This window comes from Nonomuraea turcica (assembly GCF_030718205.1).
Taxonomy (GTDB): domain Bacteria; phylum Actinomycetota; class Actinomycetes; order Streptosporangiales; family Streptosporangiaceae; genus Nonomuraea.
Window position 1 is genome coordinate 192,041 of record NZ_JAUZQF010000004.1, and the last position, 21,834, is coordinate 213,874.

The 21,834-nt window shown below is 71.8% G+C and carries 19 protein-coding genes; 10 read left to right on the plus strand and 9 right to left on the minus strand.

Annotated features, from left to right (window positions below; translation table 11 throughout):
* Window positions 1-148 precede the first annotated feature (148 nt).
* Window positions 149-1,072, plus strand: coding sequence for a DMT family transporter (locus Q9G87_RS12820; protein WP_305916528.1), 924 nt, complete (start codon window positions 149-151; stop codon window positions 1,070-1,072).
* 140 nt (window positions 1,073-1,212) lie between these two features.
* Window positions 1,213-3,363, plus strand: coding sequence for an accessory Sec system translocase SecA2 (secA2, locus tag Q9G87_RS12825; protein ID WP_305916529.1), 2,151 nt, complete (start codon window positions 1,213-1,215; stop codon window positions 3,361-3,363).
* On the opposite strand, the gene Q9G87_RS12830 is transcribed toward secA2, so the two are convergent.
* The 3 genes from Q9G87_RS12830 to Q9G87_RS12840 all read right to left on the minus strand — a co-directional run bounded on the left by Q9G87_RS12830 (window position 3,360) and on the right by Q9G87_RS12840 (window position 5,354).
* Window positions 3,360-3,956: a nucleotidyltransferase gene (locus tag Q9G87_RS12830; protein ID WP_305916530.1), complete on the minus strand. Its 597-nt coding sequence runs from the start codon at window positions 3,954-3,956 to the stop codon at window positions 3,360-3,362. The genes secA2 and Q9G87_RS12830 overlap by 4 nt on opposite strands.
* A 110-nt stretch (window positions 3,957-4,066) precedes the next feature.
* Window positions 4,067-5,089 carry an SDR family oxidoreductase gene (locus Q9G87_RS12835; protein WP_305916531.1) on the minus strand — a complete coding sequence of 341 codons (1,023 nt, stop codon included), beginning with the start codon at window positions 5,087-5,089 and terminating at the stop codon, window positions 4,067-4,069.
* A 7-nt stretch (window positions 5,090-5,096) separates the two neighbouring features.
* The gene (locus Q9G87_RS12840) at window positions 5,097-5,354 is read right to left on the minus strand and encodes a hypothetical protein (protein WP_305916532.1); all 258 of its coding nucleotides are present in this window, start codon (window positions 5,352-5,354) and stop codon (window positions 5,097-5,099) included.
* A 54-nt stretch (window positions 5,355-5,408) separates the two neighbouring features.
* Here Q9G87_RS12840 and Q9G87_RS12845 point away from each other — a divergent pair, with 54 nt between their 5' ends.
* The 3 genes from Q9G87_RS12845 to Q9G87_RS12855 are packed head-to-tail and all read left to right on the plus strand — an operon-like array spanning window position 5,409 to window position 7,434.
* The gene (locus tag Q9G87_RS12845) at window positions 5,409-6,416 is read left to right on the plus strand and encodes a DNA topoisomerase IB (RefSeq protein ID WP_305916533.1); all 1,008 of its coding nucleotides are present in this window, start codon (window positions 5,409-5,411) and stop codon (window positions 6,414-6,416) included.
* Between the two features lie 45 nt (window positions 6,417-6,461).
* Window positions 6,462-6,710 (plus strand): BON domain-containing protein, encoded by a 249-nt coding sequence (locus Q9G87_RS12850; RefSeq protein WP_138664103.1) that lies wholly within the window; start codon window positions 6,462-6,464, stop codon window positions 6,708-6,710.
* Window positions 6,694-7,434: a metallophosphoesterase family protein gene (locus Q9G87_RS12855; protein WP_305916534.1), complete on the plus strand. Its 741-nt coding sequence runs from the start codon at window positions 6,694-6,696 to the stop codon at window positions 7,432-7,434. Before Q9G87_RS12850 ends, Q9G87_RS12855 begins: the two co-directional genes overlap by 17 nt.
* Window positions 7,435-7,536: 102 nt before the next feature.
* Here Q9G87_RS12855 and Q9G87_RS12860 read toward each other — a convergent pair whose 3' ends face one another.
* Entirely contained in the window at window positions 7,537-7,686 is a 150-nt protein-coding gene (locus tag Q9G87_RS12860; protein ID WP_305916535.1) for a GPGG-motif small membrane protein, read from the minus strand.
* A 70-nt stretch (window positions 7,687-7,756) separates the two neighbouring features.
* Between Q9G87_RS12860 and Q9G87_RS12865 the strand changes: the two genes are divergently transcribed.
* Together Q9G87_RS12865 and Q9G87_RS12870 are read left to right on the plus strand one after the other, a co-directional pair.
* Complete coding sequence (locus Q9G87_RS12865; RefSeq protein ID WP_305916536.1) at window positions 7,757-8,710, plus strand: TIGR03557 family F420-dependent LLM class oxidoreductase; 954 nt, start codon at window positions 7,757-7,759, stop codon at window positions 8,708-8,710.
* A gap of 147 nt (window positions 8,711-8,857) precedes the next feature.
* A complete protein-coding gene (locus tag Q9G87_RS12870) occupies window positions 8,858-10,687 on the plus strand; it encodes a transketolase (protein ID WP_305916537.1) in 1,830 nt (609 codons plus the stop codon).
* Between the two features lie 25 nt (window positions 10,688-10,712).
* On the opposite strand, the gene Q9G87_RS12875 is transcribed toward Q9G87_RS12870, so the two are convergent.
* Together Q9G87_RS12875 and Q9G87_RS12880 are read right to left on the minus strand one after the other, a co-directional pair.
* Window positions 10,713-11,096 (minus strand): ChaB family protein, encoded by a 384-nt coding sequence (locus Q9G87_RS12875; protein ID WP_305916538.1) that lies wholly within the window; start codon window positions 11,094-11,096, stop codon window positions 10,713-10,715.
* A 13-nt stretch (window positions 11,097-11,109) separates the two neighbouring features.
* Window positions 11,110-11,391 carry a hypothetical protein gene (locus Q9G87_RS12880; protein ID WP_305916539.1) on the minus strand — a complete coding sequence of 94 codons (282 nt, stop codon included), beginning with the start codon at window positions 11,389-11,391 and terminating at the stop codon, window positions 11,110-11,112.
* Between the two features lie 38 nt (window positions 11,392-11,429).
* On the opposite strand from Q9G87_RS12880, the gene Q9G87_RS12885 reads away from it, so the two are divergent.
* A complete protein-coding gene (locus Q9G87_RS12885; RefSeq protein WP_305916540.1) occupies window positions 11,430-11,933 on the plus strand; it encodes a shikimate kinase in 504 nt (167 codons plus the stop codon).
* 124 nt (window positions 11,934-12,057) lie between these two features.
* The gene (locus tag Q9G87_RS12890; protein ID WP_305916541.1) at window positions 12,058-15,333 is read left to right on the plus strand and encodes a serine/threonine-protein kinase; all 3,276 of its coding nucleotides are present in this window, start codon (window positions 12,058-12,060) and stop codon (window positions 15,331-15,333) included.
* A 10-nt stretch (window positions 15,334-15,343) separates the two neighbouring features.
* Here the strand turns inward: Q9G87_RS12890 and Q9G87_RS12895 are convergent, their stop codons facing one another.
* Complete coding sequence (locus tag Q9G87_RS12895) at window positions 15,344-16,948, minus strand: serine/threonine-protein kinase (protein WP_305916542.1); 1,605 nt, start codon at window positions 16,946-16,948, stop codon at window positions 15,344-15,346.
* 90 nt (window positions 16,949-17,038) lie between these two features.
* Window positions 17,039-20,014 carry a helix-turn-helix transcriptional regulator gene (locus Q9G87_RS12900; protein WP_305916543.1) on the minus strand — a complete coding sequence of 992 codons (2,976 nt, stop codon included), beginning with the start codon at window positions 20,012-20,014 and terminating at the stop codon, window positions 17,039-17,041.
* 122 nt (window positions 20,015-20,136) lie between these two features.
* On the opposite strand from Q9G87_RS12900, the gene Q9G87_RS12905 reads away from it, so the two are divergent.
* Window positions 20,137-21,237, plus strand: a complete 1,101-nt coding sequence (locus Q9G87_RS12905; RefSeq protein ID WP_305916544.1) for a winged helix DNA-binding domain-containing protein — start codon at window positions 20,137-20,139, stop codon at window positions 21,235-21,237.
* 42 nt (window positions 21,238-21,279) lie between these two features.
* Here the strand turns inward: Q9G87_RS12905 and Q9G87_RS12910 are convergent, their stop codons facing one another.
* Window positions 21,280-21,804, minus strand: coding sequence for a hypothetical protein (locus tag Q9G87_RS12910; RefSeq protein WP_305916545.1), 525 nt, complete (start codon window positions 21,802-21,804; stop codon window positions 21,280-21,282).
* Window positions 21,805-21,834: the final 30 nt, after the last annotated feature.

The window sequence follows — 21,834 nt, forward strand, 5'->3', positions numbered from 1 at the left end:
GGTCTGTGCCGCGACGTTTGATCTGCTCTCCGCCGCCCGCCCAGTAGCGGGCGGCCTTTCCTGAAATCTCCGGGTCTGACTGATCCGGGAGTGGCTGCTGCCCGCGTACCGGGCCCATTTCCACCACTCCCATCGGAGAGCTCCTGTCATGACCCATGTCTCCGCCCGGCGGGGCGCCGTGTACGTGTCCGTGGCCGCGACCGCCTGGGGCACCGGCGGCGCGGCCGGTTCGCTCCTCTTCGAGACCGGCGGCCTCGGCCCCGTCGGCGTGTCACTCTGGCGCTACCTGATCGGCGCCGTCTGCCTGCTCGCCCTCACTCCCCTTCTGTCCTCCACCAAGCGCAGGAACCCGGCCGGAGAGAGCGACGCAGGCCGGCGCGACCATGATCAAAACCGGCTGACCTGGCGCGTGTTGCCTATCGGCTTCGGGATGGCCGTCTACCAGGCTGCCTACTTCGCCGCGATCACCCATTCCGGCGTGGCCGTCGCCACCGTGGTCACGATGGGCGCCACTCCCGTCTTCGCCGCCCTGGGCAGCCGTTTCCTGCTGCGCGAGCGCCTCGGCAAGGTCGCGTTCGCCTCGCTGGCCGCCGCCCTGGCCGGGCTCGCCCTGCTCACCGCCGAAACCGCACTGCAGGCCCGTACGTCCTCCGTCGCCGGCATCGGCTTCGCCCTGGCCTCGGCCGCCGGGTACGCCGGCGTCACACTGTTCTCCCGCCGCCACAGCGACGACCCGCGGGGCACGGCGATCGGCGGGTTCGTCGTGGGCGCGGCGTGCCTGGCGCCGTTCGCGCTGGCGGAGGGAGTGGTGCCGGAGATGAGCCTGGCCACGGCCGCCCTGCTGGTCTATCTGGGCGTGGTGCCGACGGCGCTGGCGTACGGCCTGTATTTTCGTGCGCTGACCGCGCTGAGCGCCACCACGGTCTCGATCATCTCCTTGGGTGAGGCCGTGGGCGCGGCCCTGCTCGGCGTGGCGGTGTTCGGCGAACATCTCACACTTCTCGCCTGGTCGGGGTGCGTGCTGCTGCTCGCCGCCGTCGCCGTGCTCGTGGCGCGGGCGGAAGCAGGCTGAGTGTGGCTCCGGATGGGTTAAGGTCCGGTACGGCGGCCCGCCTCGCGAGTGCGGGGAACGGTGTCGGCGCGGCGCGCGTTGGAGGAACTGTGGCCTCGATAAAGGGAATATTCAAAAACCTCCTGGACCGTCCAGGAGGCGTGCCCTTGACGGGCTACCAGAAGACCGTCAAGGCGGCTGACGCTCGCGCCGAGCGGGTGGCGAAGCTTGACGAGCTGCCCAAACCGGACATGGGCGACCCGGCCGAGTTCTGCGCCGTCGCGCGGGAGGCCGCCGACCGGACCCTCGGGCTGCGGCCATATGACGTGCAGTTGCTCGGCACGCTCGCGCTGCTCGACGGGAAGGTCGCCGAGATGGCGACCGGCGAAGGCAAGACGCTGGCCGGCGCCATGGCCGCGGCGGGCTACGCGCTGCAGGGCAAGCGCGTGCACGTGATCTCCGTCAACGACTACCTGGCCAGGCGCGACGCCGAATGGATGGGGCCGTTCTACGAGGCGCTCGGGGTGAGCGTGGGCTGGATCGGTCAAAACTCCACGCCGGACGAGCGGCGCGCGGCGTACGCGAAGGACGTCACCTACGGGCCGGTCAGCGAGATCGGGTTCGACGTGCTGCGCGACCGGATCCGTACGGACGCGAGCGAGATCATCGTGCCCGCGCCCGAGGTCGCGCTGATCGACGAGGCCGACTCCGTGCTGGTCGACGAGGCCAGGGTGCCGCTGGTGATGGCCGGCTCCACCGACCCCGGCAACGCGGTGCCGGAGATGGCGGCCCTGGTCAGGCAGCTCGTCCGGGGCTACCACTACGAGATCGACGAGCAGGCCCGCAACGTCTACCTCACCCCCAAGGGCGCCGACAGCGTGGAAAACCTCCTCGGCGTCGAGCTCTACGACGAGCACGAGCCGGGCACGCTGATCGAGCTCAACCTGGCCCTGCACGCCCACGCGCTGCTGGCCCGCGATGTCGACTACATCGTGCGCGACGGCAAGGTGCAGCTGATCAACCCCTCGCGCGGCCGGGTGGCGCTGCTGCAGCGCTGGCCCAACGGCCTGCAGGCGGCCGTGGAGGCCAAGGAGGCGCTGCCGCCCAGCGAGAAGGGCGAGATCCTCGACTCGATCACCGTGCAGGGCCTGATCCGCCGCTACCCGCAGATCTGCGGCATGACCGGCACCGCCGTGGCCGTCAGCGAGCAGCTGGGCGAGTTCTACGGGCTCAAGGTCGCCGTGATCCCGTCCAACCGGCCGTGTGTCAGGAAGGACGAGCCGGACCGCATCTATCCGACCGTGCCCGACAAGGACGCCGCGCTGGTCGAGGAGATCCAGGAGGCGCACGCAACGGGCCGGCCGATCCTCATCGGCACGCTCGACGTGGCCGAGTCGGAAAACCTCGCCAAGCTGCTGCAGCGGCGTGGCCTGGAGCCGGTCGTGCTCAACGCCAAGAACGACGCCGAAGAGGCCGCGATCATCGCCAAGGCCGGCGAGCGCGACGCGATCACCGTCTCCACCCAGATGGCCGGCCGCGGCACCGACATCCGGCTCGGCGAGGGCGTGGCCGAGCTCGGCGGGCTCTACGTGATCGGCTCAGGACGCCACGCCAGCAGCCGGCTCGACGACCAGCTCCGGGGCCGCGCCGGCCGCCAGGGCGACCCCGGCGGCTCGGTGTTCTTCGTCAGCACGCAGGACGATCTGATCACCCAGTTCGTCCCCGACGAGCGCCCGCCTGCCGCGGACGCCGACGGGGTCGTGCGTCACCGGCGCGGCGCCTACCTCGTGGGCCACGCCCAGCGCGTCGCCGAGGGCGTCAACCTGGAGATCCACCGCAACACGTGGCGCTACACCCGGCTGCTGGAGCACCAGCGCGAGCTGATCCTCGAGTGGCGTGACAAGGTCCTGCACGGCGACGCCGCCGCCAAGGCCCTGGCCGTGGCCGATCCCGAGCGCTGGGCGGAGCTGCCCGAGGACACCAGGGACGAGACGGCCCGCCAGATCGTGCTGCACGCCATCGACACCTGCTGGACCGAGCACCTGGCGTTCCTGACGGACCTGCGCGAGGGCATCCACCTGCGGGCGCTGGGCCGGATGAGCCCTATCGACGAGTTCCAACGGGAGGCCGTGGCTGAGTACAAATCGCTGCTCGCCGAGGTGGAGCGGCGGTCGCTGGAGTCGTTCGAGTCGCCGGAGCGGGAGCTGAGGCGGCCGCAGGCGACGTGGACCTATCTGGTGCAGGACAACCCGTTCGGCACGGAATGGGACCGCATCCTCCGGAGGGTCACCGCGGCCACGCGGCGCGGCTAGGGCCACTTGGGGTCGCCGGACGGCTCGACCGGCCCGTTGAGCACGCCGAGCCGCTCCAGCAGGGTGATGAACGTGGCCGCGTACGGCGAGTCCGCGGTCACGGCCGCCACGCGCGGCCAGTCGACCTGCTCGCGCATCGCGCGCACCTGGGCCAGCAGCGCCCCGTAGTCGCAGGCGTGCTCCGACAGCGGCAGCAGCCACGAGATCACCAGGTCGGTGGCCTCCAGCACGGGCACGATCACCGCCGACGCCTTCAGCGGCTCGGCCCGGTCGAGCAGCTCGTCGGTGATCGGCAGGTCGGACACCCGGTAGATCAGGTCCACCAGCCGGCCCTCGTCGTACGCCTTGACCAGCCAGTCCTCGGGCGGCTTGGCGGTCTGGAACCCGATCGCCCGCAGTGCCTCAAGGGCGGCGGGCACGTCGTGCTCGGTGAGTACGAAGTCCACATCGTGCAGCGAGGGCGCGGCGCCCCTCGCGTACGCGGCGCAGCCCCCGGCCAGCGCGAACTTCACTCCGGCATCCTTCAGCCCGGAGCTGGCACGCTTGAGCGTGTCAAGGATGGCGTCGGTGACCGCGTGGCCATGGCTACTCATGTGGTCGGGCTACCCAAACGGTCACCGAGTAGACGTTTGCACGCGCGCGCCTGAGGCCAGGCGACGACGACGGCGGATCAAGGCCGGGCGGTGGTTGCGGCGGAAGGCGGTCACGGCGGCGCCGACGTGGCGCGGCGGAGGGCGGTCGCGGCGGCGCCGGCGGCCGCGGCGCCGGCCAGCGCGAGCAGGACCGGGCCGCGGTGCCGGGACAGCCACAGCTGCGGGCTGCGCCCATGGGAGCGCTGGTCGAACGCGCCGTGCGCGCCGTAGTCCGTGCTTTCATCCGCCGGCTCCCACAAGTTGGACACCCCGCTCGGAGGCTTCTCGTCCGTCTGCTGGGAGCGGATCCCGGTGCGGGCCACATACCGGTCCACCAATGCCGGCGCCACCCGCTGTGCCAGCAGGGTGGCGACGGTGGGGGCGCCGACCCAGTATTCCTTGCGCTCGGGATGCTCGGCCGCGTACACGATGGCCTTGGCCGCGACCTCCGGCTGGTAGATCGGCGGCACCGGCTGCGGGTGGCGGCGGAGCTTGGACAGCACCCAGTCGAACTGCGGGGTGTTGAGCGCGGGCAGCTGCACCAGCGTGATGTGGATGTCGCTGCGGTCGGCCATCAGCTCCGTGCGGACCGACTCCGTGAATCCCTTGATCGCGTGCTTGGCACCGCAGTACGCCGACTGCAGCGGGATGCCGCGCTGCGCCAACGCCGAGCCCGCCTGCACGATGGCGCCCGCGTTACGCGGGCGCATGAGGTCCAGGGCGACCTTGGTGCCCCAGACGTACCCCAGGTACGTGACCGCTGTGGTGCGCTCGTACTCCTCCGGGGTGATGTCAGTGAATTTGGCGAAAACGCTGGAGAAGGCGGCGTTGATCCAGACCACGATGGGCCCCTGCTCCGTCTCAATGCGCTCGGCCGCCTGTCTCACCTGGTCGTAGTCCGCCACGTCCGCCTCGTACACCTGGCCGCTGCCGCCCGCGACGCCCACGTCCACGGCGGCGGCTCCCAGCCCCGTCGTCCCACGTGCGATCAATGCCACCTCCGCGCCCTGCTGCCCCAATTCGCGCGCGACCGCCCGGCCGACTCCGCCACTCGCGCCCGTCACCACCACAACTCGCCCGCGAAGTGGTGCCATGTCGAGATCAGCCCGCCTCTCCGTTGCTCCGCCGGCTCTGACGCCGTACGGCCAGGATGATGTCGACCACCGTGGCCACGGCCAGCGCGATGGCGATCCCCGTCATCACGGGCGCCCCGGTGATGACGCCCAGCACCGCGAACGCGAACGCGCACACCAGCATGAACGAGCCCACCCTGATGTGGACCACGTCGCGCGGTGTGGCCGGCACCATGGCGTGGCCTTTACGGTCCCGCTCCTCGTGCCACTCTCCCTTATCAGCCATGGCGCTCACCTGCCCTTCCTGTTTGCCGCCTAACGTCCGGGGTAGCGGCCCCTCGTGCCGGAGCTGCATCTCAGTGACCAGAGTGAGCCGGGGATCGTGCGGCGGCGCCGTGGGCGCGGATTCAGCTACGAAGGGCCGGACGGGCGCCCGGTATACGACCGCGCGACGCTGGCGCGGATCAAGGCGCTGGCCATCCCTCCGGCCTGGAGCGACGTGTGGATCTGCACGTCGCTGTACGGGCACCTGCAGGCCGTCGGCACGGACGCGGCCGGCCGCAGGCAGTACCGCTACCACGACGTATGGCGCGAGCAGCAGGACCGGGCCAAGTTCGACCGGGTGCTGGACGTGGCCGAACAGCTGCCGGCGTTCAGGAAGGTCGTGGACGACCAGCTCGACGGGCGTGGCCTGACCAGGCAGCGGGTGCTGGCGGCGGCCGCACGCCTGCTGGAGATCGGTTTCTTCCGCATCGGCGGCGAGAGCTACGACACCTATGGCCTGGCCACGCTCAGGATGGAGCACGTCACCTGCGCCAACGGCATGGTCACCTGCTCCTACCAGGCCAAGGGCGACGTCCTGCGGGAGGTGGAGGTGGCCGACCCGGGAGCGTGCGCGGTGCTGCGCTCGCTCAAGGCCCTCGGCGTGGACGGCGAGCTGCTGCGTTACCGGCACGCGGGCGGCTGGTCCGACATCAGGAGCGAGGACATCAACGACTACCTCCACGAAACCATCGGTTACGAGGTCACGGCCAAGGACTTTCGCACCTGGCACGCCACGGTCCTGGCGGCCGTGGGGCTGGCGGTGTCCAGACCGGCCGCGTTGGAGGGGCCGGCCAAGAGGCAGAGAGCGGTCACCCGCGTCATGCGGGAGGTCGCCGAGTACCTGGGCAACACCCCCACCGTGGCCCGCGCGTCGTACGTGGACCCGCGGGTCGTGGAGGCCTACGACCAGGACAAGACCATCGCCGCGGCGCTGACCGAGCTGGGCGCGGACGCCGACTTCGGGCAACTGGCGACGGCGGGCCCGGTGGAACGGGCGGTCATAGAGCTGATTCGTACCGTTTGAGCGGTTCATGCCCGGGCATGCGGCGACAGAAGAAGGAGGCGAGCGATGGAAGCTCCGCAGTACGTCGCGGCCCGCGTCCAGCAGGCGCTGGCCGAGGACGGACGCACACACGAGCTCGGCATTCGCGTGGATATAAGAGGCGACCAGCTGTTCCTGCGGGGGCAGGTGAGCGGAGCCGAGCAGCGCGAACGGCTCGGCCAGGTGGCACACGAGGCGGCACCCGAGCTCCGCGTGCACAACGAGATCAAGGTCGTGGACTTCAGCGAGCCAGGAGAGGATGAGCACCTTGATTGACCTGCGCATAGCGGCCGTGGGAGACATCCACCTGGGAGAGGACCAACGCGGCCAATACCGCAAGAAACTTGCGGGTATCGAGGACCGGGCCGACGTGTTCCTGCTGGCCGGGGACCTGACCAGGCACGGCACGCTGGAGGAGGGCAAGGTGGTGGCCGACGAACTGCGCGACCTGCCCATCCCGGTCGTCGCGGTGCTCGGCAACCACGACTACCACTCGGACCTGCAGTACGAGATCGCCGGCGAGCTCCGCGACGCCGGGGTCGTCGTGCTCGACGACGACGGCGCGGTGGTCGAGTGCGGTGAGCACAAGCTGGGCGTGGTCGGCGGCAAGGGCTTCGGCGGCGGGTACGCCGGAAAGTGCGCGAGCGAGTTCGGCGAGCGCGAGATCAAGAACTTCGTGGCCCACACCCGCTACATCGCCGAGGCGTGGAAGGTCGCGCTGAAGGAGATCGTCGCCGACCACCGCGTCGTGGTGTCCCACTACTCACCGATCAAGGAGACGCTGGAGGGCGAGCCGCCGGAGATCTACCCCTTCCTCGGCAGCTACCTGCTGGCCGAGGCGGTCGACACGGCCGGCGCCGACCTGATCGTGCACGGGCACGCGCACAAGGGCAGTGAGAAGGGCATGACCCCGGGCGGCATCAGGGTGCGCAACGTGGCGTTGCCGGTGCTGCGCCGGGCCTACGGCATCTACTCCATGGGCGAATCAGAGCATTTCTAGAGGACCTGTCCGGCGGAGTCCGGCAAAACTGGGAGAACCGCTGGACCGTTCTCGAGGATCGGTCCAGCGGCGGAGATAAGGGGGACCGGATTGCCGGCGCCCCTAGACATTGAAGATGCTGATCCCGCCGGGCCCGACCAGGAAACCGAGGACGATCAGGACGATCCCCCAGAGAAGGTCGCGCCGCGCCAGAATCACGTAGATCCCGGCGATGACGAGAATGACCGCGATGATCCAGAGCAAAGTAGCCATGGGCTGCAACTGCCCTCGGGGCCCGCTACTTAACATGTTTTCCCCCGCCGCAAGGGGCAGGGAAAAACGTATGACGACATTCGGCTATTTCCTGTCTTGCGAGGAACACGGCCCCAAAGAGCTGGTACGGCAGGCCAAGGCTGCCGAACGCGCCGGCTTCGAGGCCCTGTGGATCTCCGATCACTTCCACCCGTGGCTGGACGAGCAAGGCGAGTCGCCGTTCGTCTGGTCCGTGATCGGCGCCCTGGCCGAGGCCACGTCGCTGCCCATCACCACCGCAGTGACGTGCCCGCTCATCCGCACCCATCCGGTCGTCATCGCGCAGGCCACGGCCACCACGGCGGCACTGACCGGCGGCCGCTTCCGGCTCGGCGTGGGCACCGGCGAGGCGCTCAACGAGCACGTGATCGAGTCCCGCTGGCCGCCGCTCGCCGAGCGCCTGGAGATGCTGGAGGAGGCCGTCGCGCTGATGCGGGAGCTGTTCACCGGCAAGCTGGTCACCCACCGGGGCGAGCATTACCGGGTGGACACCGCCCGGCTCTACACCCTGCCGGACGAGCCGGCGCCCATCCTCATGTCGGGGTTCGGCGAGAAGTCCACGGCGCTGGCCGGGCGCATCGCCGACGGCTACATCTCCACCGGCCCGAACGCCGAGTCCGTCCAGGCGTTCCGCCAGGCCGGCGGCGCGGGCAAGCCGACGCTCGGCGGGCTCAAGGCCTGCTACGCCGCCGATGAGGGGTCCGCGCGGAAGACTGTGCACCGCCTGTGGCCCACGCAGGGCATCAAGGGCGAGGCCTCACAGCTCCTTCCGCTGCCGCGCCACTTCGAGCAGATCGCGCAGTCGGTCACCGAGGACGAGGCTGTCAACGGCAGCCCGGTCGGCCCGGACCCCGAGGTCCACGTCCAGGCGATCAGGCAGTACGTGGACGCGGGGTTCAGCGAGGTGTACGTCAGCCAGATCGGCGACGAGCAGGACGCGTTCTTCGACTTCTACGCGCGCGAGATCCTGCCACGGGTCCGCTAGCCCGGTTTCACGCGGACCAGCGGGCGGCCGGCGTGCGACGACGGGGCAGGTGCGGGCCACGGGTCCGGCGCGTGTTCCGGGGAGCGGGATGGGTCGAGTTAAGCGGGCCGGAGGGGGTAGGCGGCCAGGAACCGTCTCGAGGAGGTCATGATGCCTGAGCGCGATCTTCGATACCTGGCCGAGCTGGCCGCGCAACTACGCGTCGACTCCGTACGGGCCGCCGCCGCGGCCGGCTCCGGCCATCCGACCTCGTCCATGTCCGCGGCCGACCTGATGGCCGTGTTGTTCTCCTGCCATCTCCGGTATGACTTCGAAAACCCCGGCAACCCGGCCAACGACCACCTGATCTTCTCCAAGGGGCACGCCTCTCCCCTGCTCTACTCCCTTTATAAGGCGGCGGGGATCATCGATGACGAGGAGTTGCTGTCGTTCAGGAAGCGCGGGAGCCGGCTGGAAGGCCATCCGACCCCCCGCCTGCCCTGGGTGGACGTGGCGACCGGGTCACTCGGTCAGGGGCTGCCGGTCGGGGTCGGGGTGGCCATGGCCGGTCGGCTGGAACGGCTGCCGTACCGGATCTGGGTGCTCTGTGGCGACAGCGAGCTGGCCGAGGGGTCGATCTGGGAGGCCGCGGAGCACGCCGGGGAGGAAGGGCTGGCGAACCTGACCGCCATCGTCGACGTCAACAGGCTCGGGCAGCGCGGACCCACCAGGCACGGGTGGGACACCGGGGCGTACGCGCGCAGGTTCGGGGCGTTCGGGTGGCACACGATCGAGATCGACGGGCACGATCCCGGGCAGATCGACTTCGCGCTGAACGACGCCTGCAACACGCGCCGGCGGCCCACCGTGATCCTGGCCAAGACCCGCAAGGGCGAAGGCGTGCTGGAGGTCGAGAACCGCGAGGGCGCGCACGGCAAGGCGCTGAAGGATCCCGGCAAGGCCGTCGAGGAGCTGGGCGGGCCGCGGAACGTGCGGGTCGACGTACGCGTGCCCGACCCCGCGCCCGCGGCGCACCGGTTCGAGGGCGGGCGGCTGGAGCTGCCCGCGTACAAGGTGGGCGACGCGGTCGCCACGCGCACGGCGTACGGGGAGGCGCTCAAGGCGGTCGGCGCGGCCAGGGGCGAGGTGGTGGCGCTGGACGGCGAGGTGGCGGACTCGACCAAGACCGAGACGTTCGGCGCGGCCTTCCCCGAGCGGTTCTTCGAGATGTACATCGCCGAGCAGCAGATGGTGGCCGCGGCGGTCGGGCTGCAGGTGCGGGGGTGGAGGCCGTACGCGGCCACGTTCGCGGCGTTCTTCACCCGGGCGCACGACTTCATCAGGATGGCCGCGGTGAGCCGTGCGTCGATCCGGCTGGTCGGCTCGCACGCGGGCGTGGCGATCGGGGAGGACGGTCCTTCGCAGATGGGGCTGGAGGACCTGGCCATGCTACGTGCCCTGTACGGCAGCACCGTGCTGTATCCGTGCGACGCCAACCAGGCGGCGGCGCTGGTGGCCGAGATGGCGGACGTCGAGGGCGTGTCCTACCTGCGGACCACGCGCGGCGCCACACCCGTGATCTACGAACCGGGCGAGCGTTTCCCCATCGGCGGGTCGCGGGTGCTGCGGCACTCCCCCGGCGACCGGGCCACGATCGTGGCGGCCGGGGTGACCGTGCACGAGGCGCTGGCGGCGGCCGACGAGCTGGCCGGGGCCGGGGTCCCGGTGGGGGTGATCGATCTGTACTCGGTCAAGCCGGTCGACGCGGCGGCGCTGACCGAGGCGGCCACCACCACGGGCAACCTGATCACGGTCGAGGATCATCGGCTGGAAGGCGGGCTCGGCGACGCCGTCATGGACGCCGTGAGCGAGCTCGGGCCGCGGGTGATCAAGCTGGGGGTGACGGAGCTGCCCGGGTCCGCGACGCCGGAGGAGCAACTGGCCGACGCACGCATTGACCGCCACGCCATAGCCGCGGCGGTCAAGCGGTTGTTGTGACCGGTTGTCCTTCCCCGGGCGAAGGTCACCGCGCCTTGGCGGTGGCCTGCCGGTTGGCCTTCTTGATGGCGCCGACCAGCTCCTGCTTGGTCATCTTGGACCGGACGCGCACGCCGAGCCTGGCGGCCACGTCTTGCAGGTGCTCCTTGCTGGCGTTGGCGTCCACGCCTTCGGCCGTACGACCGGATCGGTCCGTCGCTCCCTTGTCGGAAGGTCCCTTCTTCGACTTGGGCTCCCAATGGTCGCCGACCTTCTCGAAGGAGTGCTTCAGCGCGGCGAACGCGGTCATGTGGGCGCGGCGGCCTTCGCCGTACTGCTCCACGGCATTGTCGTGCGCCTTGATCCACGTGTTCTGCGCCTTCTTCGGCGAACGCCTGATGGTCGTTGGCAGTTCTTCAACAGCAGGCATGCCGATTCACCTCCTACAGCGGTGGTTCGTCGTAGTGGCGGCGTTCCTCGTACACGGTGGTCCTGCGGGGCTCAGGCTCCTCGTAGACGTCGTGGCGGTGCACCGGCTCGTCGATCGGGCCGACCGCCCTACGGGTGACGCTGATCCTGTATATGCCGAACAGGAGACCGACGAGTCCGCCGAGCATGAGGATGACCCCCACGACGTTGATGTCGAGGCCGGCGAGGTCGAATTCGACGGCCCAGGTGAGGATCGCGCCGAGCATGATGAGGATGATGCTTCCGGCGATGGTCATCAGATTTACCTCCTTGACACGAAGGAACCCCTATCCACATGTCGAAAAACAAACACGTCGTGGTGATCGGGCTGATGGGATCCGGCAAGACCACTACCGGCCGGCAGATCGCGCAGGCGCTCGGGCTGGAGTTGAGCGACAGCGATCCGTTCCTGGAGTCCCGGTACGGCGGCACGGCCGCGCAGATCGCCCGCCGCGAGGGCGCCGACACGCTGCACCGGTACGAGGCCGATCATGTGCTCCATGAGCTGGCCGCCGAGCCCAAGGTGATCGCGGCGGCGGCCAGCACGGTCGAGGACCCGCGGGTGCGGGCGGCGTTGCGTGATCCTTTCGTGGTGTGGGTGGACGCCTCCGACGACGTGCTGGCCCAGCGGATGCAATCCGGCGACCATCGTCCCGACTTCGACCCGGCGGCCATGCGGGCCCGCCGCACGCCCTTCTTCCGTGCGATCGCCGACGTGGTGTGCGACGTCGGCGTCTTGCGTCCTGAGCAGGTACGGGACGCGGTGCTGCAGGCACTGGGCAAGCCGGTGCACCGGTGACCGTACCGAGGGGACGCCCGGAGGTGGCATAATGATCATGACGCCTGGGTCCTTCGAGGCGCGGAGGGCCTGTGGCGTCATTTCGGACAACCAATGAACCCTGCCACGCATCTAAGCATCAGTGATGATGGTGCCCGGCGATCCTGAGAGGCTTGGCGGCTACTGGCTGGCGGCCCGGCTCGGCGCGGGCGGGCGCGGCGTGGTCTACGACGCCTACGACGACGAGGGCCGCAGATACGCGGTCACGGTGCCGCGCGGCGAGACCGGCGGGCCCCGGTTCGAGCGGGTGAGCTGCCCCCATCTGGCCGACGTGGTCGCCGTCGGGGTCGACGAGGGCGTGCCCTATGTGGTGAGCGAATACGTCGACGGTCCGGATCTGCGGCGGGCGGTCGAGCTGCACGGCCCGTACAAGGAGGACGACCTGGTCGCGCTGGCCGCCGCGCTGGCCGCTGCCGTGGGCGCACTGCACCAGGCGGGGCTGACGCATCGCGGGCTCAATCCCGAGAGCGTGCTGCTGGCGGACGACGGCCCCAAGGTGATCGAGCTGGGCCTGCCGGGCGCAGGGGCTATGGATGGAAGGGACGGCACGTTCACGTACCTCGCTCCCGAGGTGCTGACCGGCACGGAGGCGGGGACGGCGGCCGACGTGTTCGCCTGGGGAGCGGTGGTGCTGTTCGCGGCGACCGGCCACGACCCGTTCCGCGGGGAGAGCCTGGGCGGGGTCATGCACCGGCTTCTGACGGTGGACCCCGACCTGAGCACGCTGCCCGACCCCCTGCGCGAGCTGGTCGGGCGCGCGCTGGCCAAGGACCCGGCCGGCCGTCCCGTAGCGGCGGAGCTGCGGATCGAGAGCACCGCCGAGCTGCGTCCCCCCGAGGGTCACGCGGGGCCACGCTCGCTCGGCGAGGTGGCGGAGGAGGCCTACCTGGCCCTCACCCCCGGACAGCAGGAGGAAGTGCCCGGCCTGCTGCTGCGCCTGCTGGACGGCGACAGCCCGCACGACGAGGGCGACGTGCTCCGGCCGCTCCTGGACGCCGGGCTCCTGGTGCGGCGCAGCGTGCGTGTCCCGCCGACCGAGACCCCCGTCGGCAAGCTGGTGGCCGTCGGCGACGGCCGGGTGGCGCCCGCCAGTGCCGCGCTGTACCGGGCGTGGCCCAGGTTGCGCGGCTGGGTGACGGACGAGCGCGAGAGCATGCTGGTGCACCGGCGCATCAGGGAGGCGGCCGGTCACTGGTCGCGGCGCCGCCGCGGCAGGAGTCACCTCTTCCGCGGCGAAGAGCTGGACTCGGCGCTCGGCTGGGCCGCGACCAAGCGCCGCCATCTGCGGCTCAACCAGCTCGAACGCGACTTCATCAACGACAGTGTGACCCTGTCCAAGCAGCGCAGGAGGCTGCTGATCCCCGTGCTGACGACGCTGGTCGCGGTGCTGGCGGTCGCGGTGTCGATGTCGGTGATCTCCGTGCAGGGCCAGAACGAGCTCCGCGGACGGCTCATCGAGGCCAACGCGCGGGCCGTGGCGGCGCGGGCCGAGGCGCTGCGGACCTCGGATCCGCGCACGGCGATGCGGCTGAGCGTGGCCGCCTGGCGGATGTCGCCGGTGTTCGAGGCACGGGCGGCGTTGCAGGCCTCGCTCGTGCAGCCGGAGGTCGGCGTGTTCACCGATCCGGCACCGGACTCGCGGGCCCGATACCTGCTGCGCGGTGACGAGCTGGTCAAGTGGGACGTCGACGGGGTCACGATCTGGGACGTGGGGACCGGGCAGCGCGTGGCCTCGTACGGGCTGCCGCCGGGCAACGCGGCGCTGAGCGACGACGGGCGGTTCGCGGAGGGGGTGGACGGCCGGCCGTTCGACGTGGCGACCGGGCGCCCGCCGACCGCGGGCGTCTACGCCATCAGCAGGGGCAATCGGACCAGGGTCTACCGGGGCGGCCGGGTGTTGTTCGAGGTCGCCGACCGGAAGGTGGCGCTGTCGGCGGACGGGACCAGGGCGGCCGTCTCCCGCGTGAACGGGCGGGTGGAGTTGTGGGAGCTCGCGGGCCGGACCAGGACGGCGACCGTCGAGGTGCGCCCGATGCGCGGTGCGGACGCCGCGGCGCCGTCCATGGCGTTCAGCCCGGACGGGAGCGTGCTGGCCGTGGCGGGGCGGGACGGGGTCACGCTGGTGGACTCGGCGGCCGACGCCCTCGGCCGGGACGCGCGGACCGGCGGCACGCCCACGGCGCGCCAGGAGGATGCCGCGGTAACCGGGCCTGCGGCGGCGCCCCACGGCACCTCGGCGGACGTCCCCGTCTTCAGCCCGGACGGCCGCCTGCTCGCCCTGCCCGGCGCCGGCGAGGTCCGCGTGTGGAACGTGGCCGAGCGCCGGCTCGCCGGCTCCTACCCGCTGAAGGACCCCCAGCCCGGCGTGGCCTTCTCCACCGACGGGCAGACGCTGCGCTACCTGAGCGGCACCGGCTCGGTCGTCTCGCTCGCCGTGTCCGGGCTGCCCGCGCCCGCCGACGACCACGCGGCCGCCGCGTTCTCCGGCAACGGCAGGTACGCGGCCAAGGAGGTCGGCAACACGATCGAGCTCACCGACACCGTGGAGCACAGGAAGCTCGGCAGGATCACCGCCGCCGGCGACCTCGCCTTCGACGCGAGCGGCCGCCTGCTGGCCGTGGCCGGCGACCCGGTGACCGTGTGGAACGTGGCCGGCAGCAACCTGGTGACGTCCATCGACGCGGGCGGCGACGTGCTGGCCGTGGCACTCTCCCCCAAGGGCGACCTGCTGGCCACCGCACGCGGCCGGACCCTGGAGACGTGGGACGTGAGTGCGGGGCGACGGGTCAGGGTGTACGAGGGCGCGGGCGACCTGGCGCTGGCCTTCAGCCCGGACGGCTCGACGCTGGCCGCCGGCGCCAATCTGCTGGATCTGCCTACGGGCAGGGTCACCCCGCTCGACCTGCGCACCGCCGCCACGGCCGACGCGCCGGTGCCCACCGCGCTGGCCTACTCCCCCGACGGGCGCACGCTGGCGTTCGGGCTGGACGGCGGCCGGGTGCTGCTCTGGGACGTCCGCGGGCGCACCCGGTTGGGCACGATCGAGACGGGCACGTCGGCGGTGGACGAGCTGCGTTTCTCCCCGGAGGGCGACCTGCTGGCCGTCGACGCCGCCCGTACGTCGTTGTGGGACGTGCACACGTTGCGCGAGGTCGGCCAGGTCGCGTCGTGGGCCGCCGGGCTGGCCTTCAGCCAGGACGGCAAGCGGCTGCGCGGCGTGGCGCTGGACGGCACCGTACGCGAGAGCCCGGTCGATCCCGCGCTGACGGCGCAGGAGGTGTGCGCCCGGGCCGGCGGGCCGCTGAGCAGGGCGGAGTGGTCGCGCCTGATCCCGGAGAGCGGCTACCAGAACGTGTGCTGACCGTCTCCGGTCACTCGTGCGGGTACGTTCGGAGGACCTTCCCCTCAGGGTTGGCGACCAGGTAACCCCCGCGGCTGTAGTCGTCGGACACGTAGACGCGCAGAATCGGGGCCTCGGACGTGGTGTCAGGGTCCACGATCACGTAGCGCGAGGTGGGCTTGGGAACGCCCAAGTTCTTGTTCGCCTTGTTGACGAGCGTTGCAAGAGCGTTCCAGTTGTACTTGTCCAGGTCCACCAGAGGGCCATCGACTGTGCCGCCGTTGCCGACGCGGGTGACGGCGCCGTTGCGGTAGTTGTACCTGTCGTAGAGCTCCTTGTCCGTCGCGAGCGGCGCCTCGATGAAGGCATAGGTCGGGTAGACCGTCATGCTGACCACCTTGCTGCCGCCGATGGTCTTCTTGACTTTGGCGATCATGGCCTTCATGCCCGCGGTGGTCAGCAGGTTCTCCGGCTCGTCGCTCTCGGTCTTGGTCTCGGCCGGGGTCTCGGGGTCGCTGCTGGCGGCCGGGGTGACGTTCAGTGCCGTCGGGTCGCCGCCGGTGACCGTGGTCGTGGTGGCCGGGAGGAACCGCCACACCAGCACGCCGGCCACAGCGAGCGCCGCGATGGAGAGCGCGATCCCCACGTTGACGGCGGCGCGGCGGGGGCGCTGCGAGCGCACGGTTTTCACCTGCGAGATCGGCGCCGGACCCCACGGAGGCGACTGCGGCGCCACACCCCACGGGGGCGGCTGGGGCGCCGCATGACCGCCGTAGCCGGATGGGGGCACCGGTGGGAACGTGCCAGGGCCGGGCTCAGTGGCCGAGGCCAGCATGCGGTCCAGGGTCGCGGCGTCGGGGCGGGCGGCGGGTTCGCGCCGGAGCAGTGCCGACAGCACGGGTCCCAGGGGCCCGGCGCGCTCCGGGGGCGGCACGTCCTGGTTGAGCACGGCGGCCAGCGTCGCCAGCGTGGTGCTCCGGCGCAGCGGATGGCGTCCCTCCACGGCCACGTACAGCAACATGCCGAGCGACCACAGATCGGAGGCGGGGTCGCCTTCGTGGCCGTTGATGCGCTCGGGCGCCATGTACTCGGGCGAGCCGATGAACGACCCGGTGGCCGTCAGGCTCGTGGACTCGCGTACCGCCGCGATGCCGAAGTCGGTGAGCACCGACCGGCCGTCCTCGCGCAGCAGCACGTTGGCGGGCTTGACGTCGCGGTGCTGGATGCCGACGGCGTGCGCGGCACGCAGGGCCGATAAGACCTCGCAGCCGAGCCTGGCCGCCTCGGCCGGGGTCAGGGGGCCGCGCTGCAGGCGGTCCTGGAGCGAACCGCCGGTGACCAGCTCCATGACGATCCACGGGTAACCCTGCTCGCCGGGGTCGACGATGTGGTGGATGGTGGCCACGTGCGGGTGGTTGAGGCGGGCGAGGGCGCGGGCCTCGCGCAACACTCTGGCCCGCAGCTCGCGGGCGCGGGTCGGGTCCTGCTCGTCCATGGAGGAGTCCGGCGGGCGTACCTCCTTGAGTGCCACCTCGCGATGCAGGGCCACGTCCCAGGCGCGCCACACCAGGCCCATGCCACCGCCGCCGAGCCGCTCCATCAACTCGAAGCGGCCGTCGATCACCCGTTTGTGCATGCAGAGCAGCGTAGGGCCGAGCCGCCACCCGCGTCATGCGCCCAGATATGTACGTCTTTGTGTTTGTGCGAGCGGCTATCAGGCGGCGGCTCACTCCCTTAGATCGCTCAACCTCCCGCTGAGCGCCGTCCTCGACGTGATGCCGAGCTTGGTGTAGATGTGGCTCAGGTGGTATTCGACCGTCTTGACGCTCAGCACCAGCTTGCGCGCCGCCTGCCGGTTGGTCAGCCCCTTGCTGATCAGCACCGCCACCGTGTGCTCCTGCGGTGTCAGTCCCAGCCTGGCGGTGTCCTGCGGGCGCAGCACCGCCCGCCCGCTCGCCGCCAGCTCCAGGTCACACTGCTCCAGGTACGGCAGCGCCCCCAGCCTGGACAACGTGAGCTGGGCCGCTTCCAGCTGCTCGGCGGCGGCCGCCCGGCGCCCTCGGCGGCGCAGGAACGTGCCGTACGCGAGCTGGATCCTGGCCTCCTCGAACGGCATGTCGATCTTGGCGGAGTGCTCGAGCGCGCCCTGGTATACGGCCTCCGCCTCGGCCGGCTCGTGCCTGGCCGCCAGCAGCCCGGCCCTGGCGCGGGCGGCCGCGGCCAGGACGCTGCGGCGCTCCCTGACCAGGGCCGACAGCTCGCACGGCACCAGGACGGCCTCGGCCTCCTCCAGCCGCCCGGCGTTGACCAGGGCGTCGGCGAGGAGCGTGCGCCAGAGGACCACTGTGGGCTCGTCCGGCAGGTCGATCCTGGTCAGCGGCATGAGCGCGGTCACGGTCGCCTCGTGGTCGCCCCTGGCGGTGGCTGTCAGCGCGTCGGCGCCGGCCGTGCTGACCTGGGCCAGGATGTTGTCCGGGCAGCATGCGGCGCGGGCGGCGCGGACGTGGCCGAGCGCCCGCTCCCACTCGCCGCGGGCGGCAGGCACCAGGGCGGCCACCGCGTGGGCGTAGCTCGCCAGCCACACCTGGCCGAAGTCGTCGGCGGCGGACGCGCCGATCTCGGCGTGCGCCGCCGCCTCGTCCCAGCGGCCGAGCCGGTACTCGGCCTGGGCCAGCGCGGTCGCCACCAGCAGCTGGAACGGCGCCGAACCGTCGGCGCCGACGGTGAGCACGCCCAGCAGGTCGTCGTGCGCGCCGGCCAGGTCGTCGGCCCACATCCGCAACATGCCCCTGCCGAGCAGCACGTCGGAGCTCGCCGGCTCGCCGCCCGGCGCTTGCCCGGCCCCGGGCACGTCCCCGCTCAACGTCAGCCCTTCCTCTATGCGCCCCGCCAGCCCGAGCCCCGCCAGCCGCGCGAACCACACCAACTGCCCGCCACCCACCAGGGGCACATCGGCCGAAGTCCGCGCGACACGCGACAGCCGCGCGCCAGGCGACGGCCGCGACTCATCACCATCCGGGAACCGTGCAGGGGGCGCGTGGGACGGGCCGGCGGGTCGTGGGGGCCGGGCCGGCGGAGGTGGGGCGGCGGGCGAGGCGTGGAGGGCCCATAAGACGGCGGCCGGGCCGTCGCCGCGGATCAGGGACGCCATGGCCAGGCGGCCGGCGATGCCGGAGGCCAGCCGAGGGTCATGGGTAGCGTGGGACCAGGCGTTGTCCAGTTGCCGTCCCGCCTCCTCCAGCCGCCCGGCCACCAGCGCCACCGATCCCAGCGCGTAGTCCCGTGCCGCGGGATCGGCTGCGGGCGCCACCTGGGCGGCCAACGCGCCCGCGTCCCCGGGCCGCCCGGCGGCGAGCAGCGCCTCGACGGCCTCCGCGATGAGCCGGTCCCGCGCCGCACCCTCCCCCGTGAGCTGCACCGCCCGCGTCAGGCACCCGCACGCGCTGGACCACCGCCCGGCCGCCGCCTGCCGCCGGCCGATCCTCGCGACCTCCCGCACCAGCTCGTCGTCCACCTGATCGGCGGCCGCGAGCCGGTGGTGCAGCCGCTGCACGACGTCGTCGGCGAGATCGGCGGCCAGCAGGTGCAGTCGGCGCCGCGTGGCCGGGCCGAGGTCGTGGTAGATGGCGGCTCTGACCAGGGGATTGGGGAAGCCGAGCGAGACCCCGGCCCCGGTGCGCCACTCGACGAGCAGCTCCGCGCCCGTGGCCTGCTCCAGTGCGGGCAGCGGCTCGGCCAGCTCCGCCATGCGGGCCGCGAGGTGCAGCGGTGCGGACGTGCCGAGCACGGCGGCCGCGGTCAGCAGCCGCTGCGCCGCGTTCCCGCACTGCCCGAGCCGATCGAGCACCAGGGCGGTGTAGGCGCGCGGAGCGGGCAGCGGGGCGTCCACGTCGGCCAGGGTCTCGGGGCGTACCTGCTGGAGCAGCGCGCGGGCGTGCAGGGGGACGCCCTTGGTGTGCTCGTGCAGCCGCTCGGCCGCCTGGGGCGTCAGCCGTACCGGGCCGAGCCTCGCGCTGAGTGCCTGCAGCTCGCGCGCGCTCAGCCCGCTGAGCGGCAGCCGGAGTGCGGCGCTGCTGCGCAGCAGCCGCCGCAGCCCGTCGGGCAGGCGGGGATCGTCGCTCTCCCTGACGATCAGCAGGGCGAGCACTCGGTCGGTACGCAGCCGCCGCAGTGTGAACGTCAACGCCTGCAGCGACGGCAGGTCCGCCCACCCGGCGCCGTCGATCGCGAGGACGACCGGGGAGGTGCGCTGCAGCCGGCCGAGCAGTTCCAGCAGCGCGGCCCCGACCACCAGCGGGTCGGGCGGCGCGAGCGCCCCGGGATCGGGCGCCTCGGGCGACGGCCGCCCGCTGGGACCCGGCACTGAGGACAGGGGCTGGGCACCGGGACCCGACAGGCGGCCCAGCACCTCGGGCAGCGGCCGGGTCTGTGCCCCGAGCTGGCCCAGCACGCCGTACGGCAGCTCGGCCTCCCCTTCTTCCCCGCTCACGTCCAGCACGATCGCGTTCTCGATCACCGACAGGAACTCCCCGGCCAGCGCGGTCTTGCCGATGCCCGCCGGCCCCTCCACCACCACCAGGCTCGACCGCCCCTCGCAGACCCGGCCGAGCTGGGCATGGAGCACCGCCAGTTCCCGACAGCGGCCGACGAACTGCTCGTCGCCGGAACGCTCGGGTCCGGTGCGAAGGGCGCGTACTGCCATGGACTCACCCCCCTGGAGACCAATACATCGTGGGCCTTGGTCCGGCGACCGTCCAGTGCCCTGGTAACCCAAGTCGGCTATTGCGGCCCGGGATCGGCCGCAATAGCCCCTACCGTTGACCCATGGATCCCCTCATCACCCGATGGGCGCTCAACCGGGCCACCCTCGACCGCCAGTTCCTGCTGCGCCGCACCACCAGGGGCGTCGTGGACGTCGTCGAGCATCTCGGCGGGTTGCAGGCGCAGACCCCGCACACCTGGTACACGGGCCTGTGGAACCGCATCGCCGGCTTCAAACCGGCCGACGCCGCCGACCTGCTGCTGTCGCGCGACCTCGTACGCATCGCGCTGCAGCGCTCCACCATCCACCTCGTCAGCGCCCGCGACTGCCTGGCCATGCGCCCGCTGCTGCAGGTGGTCACCGAGCGCGGGACCCGGACGACGTACGGCAAACGCCTGGCGGGGGTGGACCTCGACGAGCTGGCGGCCACCGGGCGGGCGCTGCTGGAGGCACGGCCCATGACGTTCGCCGAGCTCGGGCGGGCGCTGGCGGAGCGGTGGCCGGCGAACGACCCGCACGCGCTGGGCCAGGGGGTGCGGTGGCTGGTGCCGCTGGTGCAGGTGCCGCCGCGCGGCGTGTGGGGCAGGAGCGGGCCGGTCGCGCACACGAGCGCGGAGTCCTGGCTGGGCTTCGAGGCGCCGCCGATGACGCCGGCCGAGCTGGTGCGGCGTTACCTCGCGGCGTTCGGGCCCGCGTCGGTGATGGACGTGCAGACATGGTCCGGGCTGACCCGGCTGAGCGAGGTGGTGGAGTCCATGGACCTGGTGCGGTTCAGGGACGAGGCGGGCCGCACCCTGTACGACCTGCCGGACGCCCCGCGACCCGACGAGGACGTGCCGGCCCCGGTGCGGCTGATGTACGACTTCGACAACCTGTTTCTGTCCTACGCCGACCGGTCCAGGGTCATCACGGAGGCGGGGATGGCGGCGCTGCAGGGCTTCATGGGCACCAACGTGATGCCCCGGACGATCCTGGTGGACGGCTTCACGGCCGGGGACTGGACGGTCGCCCGGGCCAAGGGCGTCTCGACGCTCACCATCCACCAGTGGGCGCCGATGTCCGTGCTGGACGAGGTGGAGCAGGAGGGGCTGCGGCTCCTGGAGTTCCTCGCCCCGGGCGACAAGCATGAGGTCGCGGTCCGCGACAGCCCCTCCAAGTCCTGACGCCTGGGCGCGGCGGGCCGGCGCATGGCTGACAATCCGGGATCAGTCTGGCATGAGGCGGCCCTGGCTGCGCGAGGTGGAGCGGATGCCGTAGCGGCGGCGAAGCTCCTGCACCTGGCCGCGCGTCAGCCCGATCATCTCGCCGATCTTCGTGCACGTCAGATGGGTGGTGGCGGTGAGCAGCCCGACGATATCGGGATAGCCGACGGCCTGCGCCCGAGCGTCATGAGCGGCGCGGATGCGGCGCGATCGGACCTGGGACGCGTGCCAGGTGAGTTCGCGGCCGATCAGCTGGTAGCCGGCTCTGTGCTTGTTCTCGGCAATTGCGGCGGCCGACAAGGGGCGCACCATGGCCATTCGCTCGGCGTCGCCGGGGAACTGCGCCCATCGTTCCGGGTCGGCGGCCCACCGCCTGCGTTCCCGCTGGGCGAAGGTCTCACGCAGCTTCGGCGACGCCAACGACCTGGTCATGGGCAGCTCCTCGACCAGACGCTGGTTGCCGGCAGCCCCTGCCCGTCCGTGCAGTGCGAGCACCGCCGGCAAGGTCTGCGCGCGATCGCTGATCACGCGCGAGCCTTGCCGGCGGAAGCCGTCGAG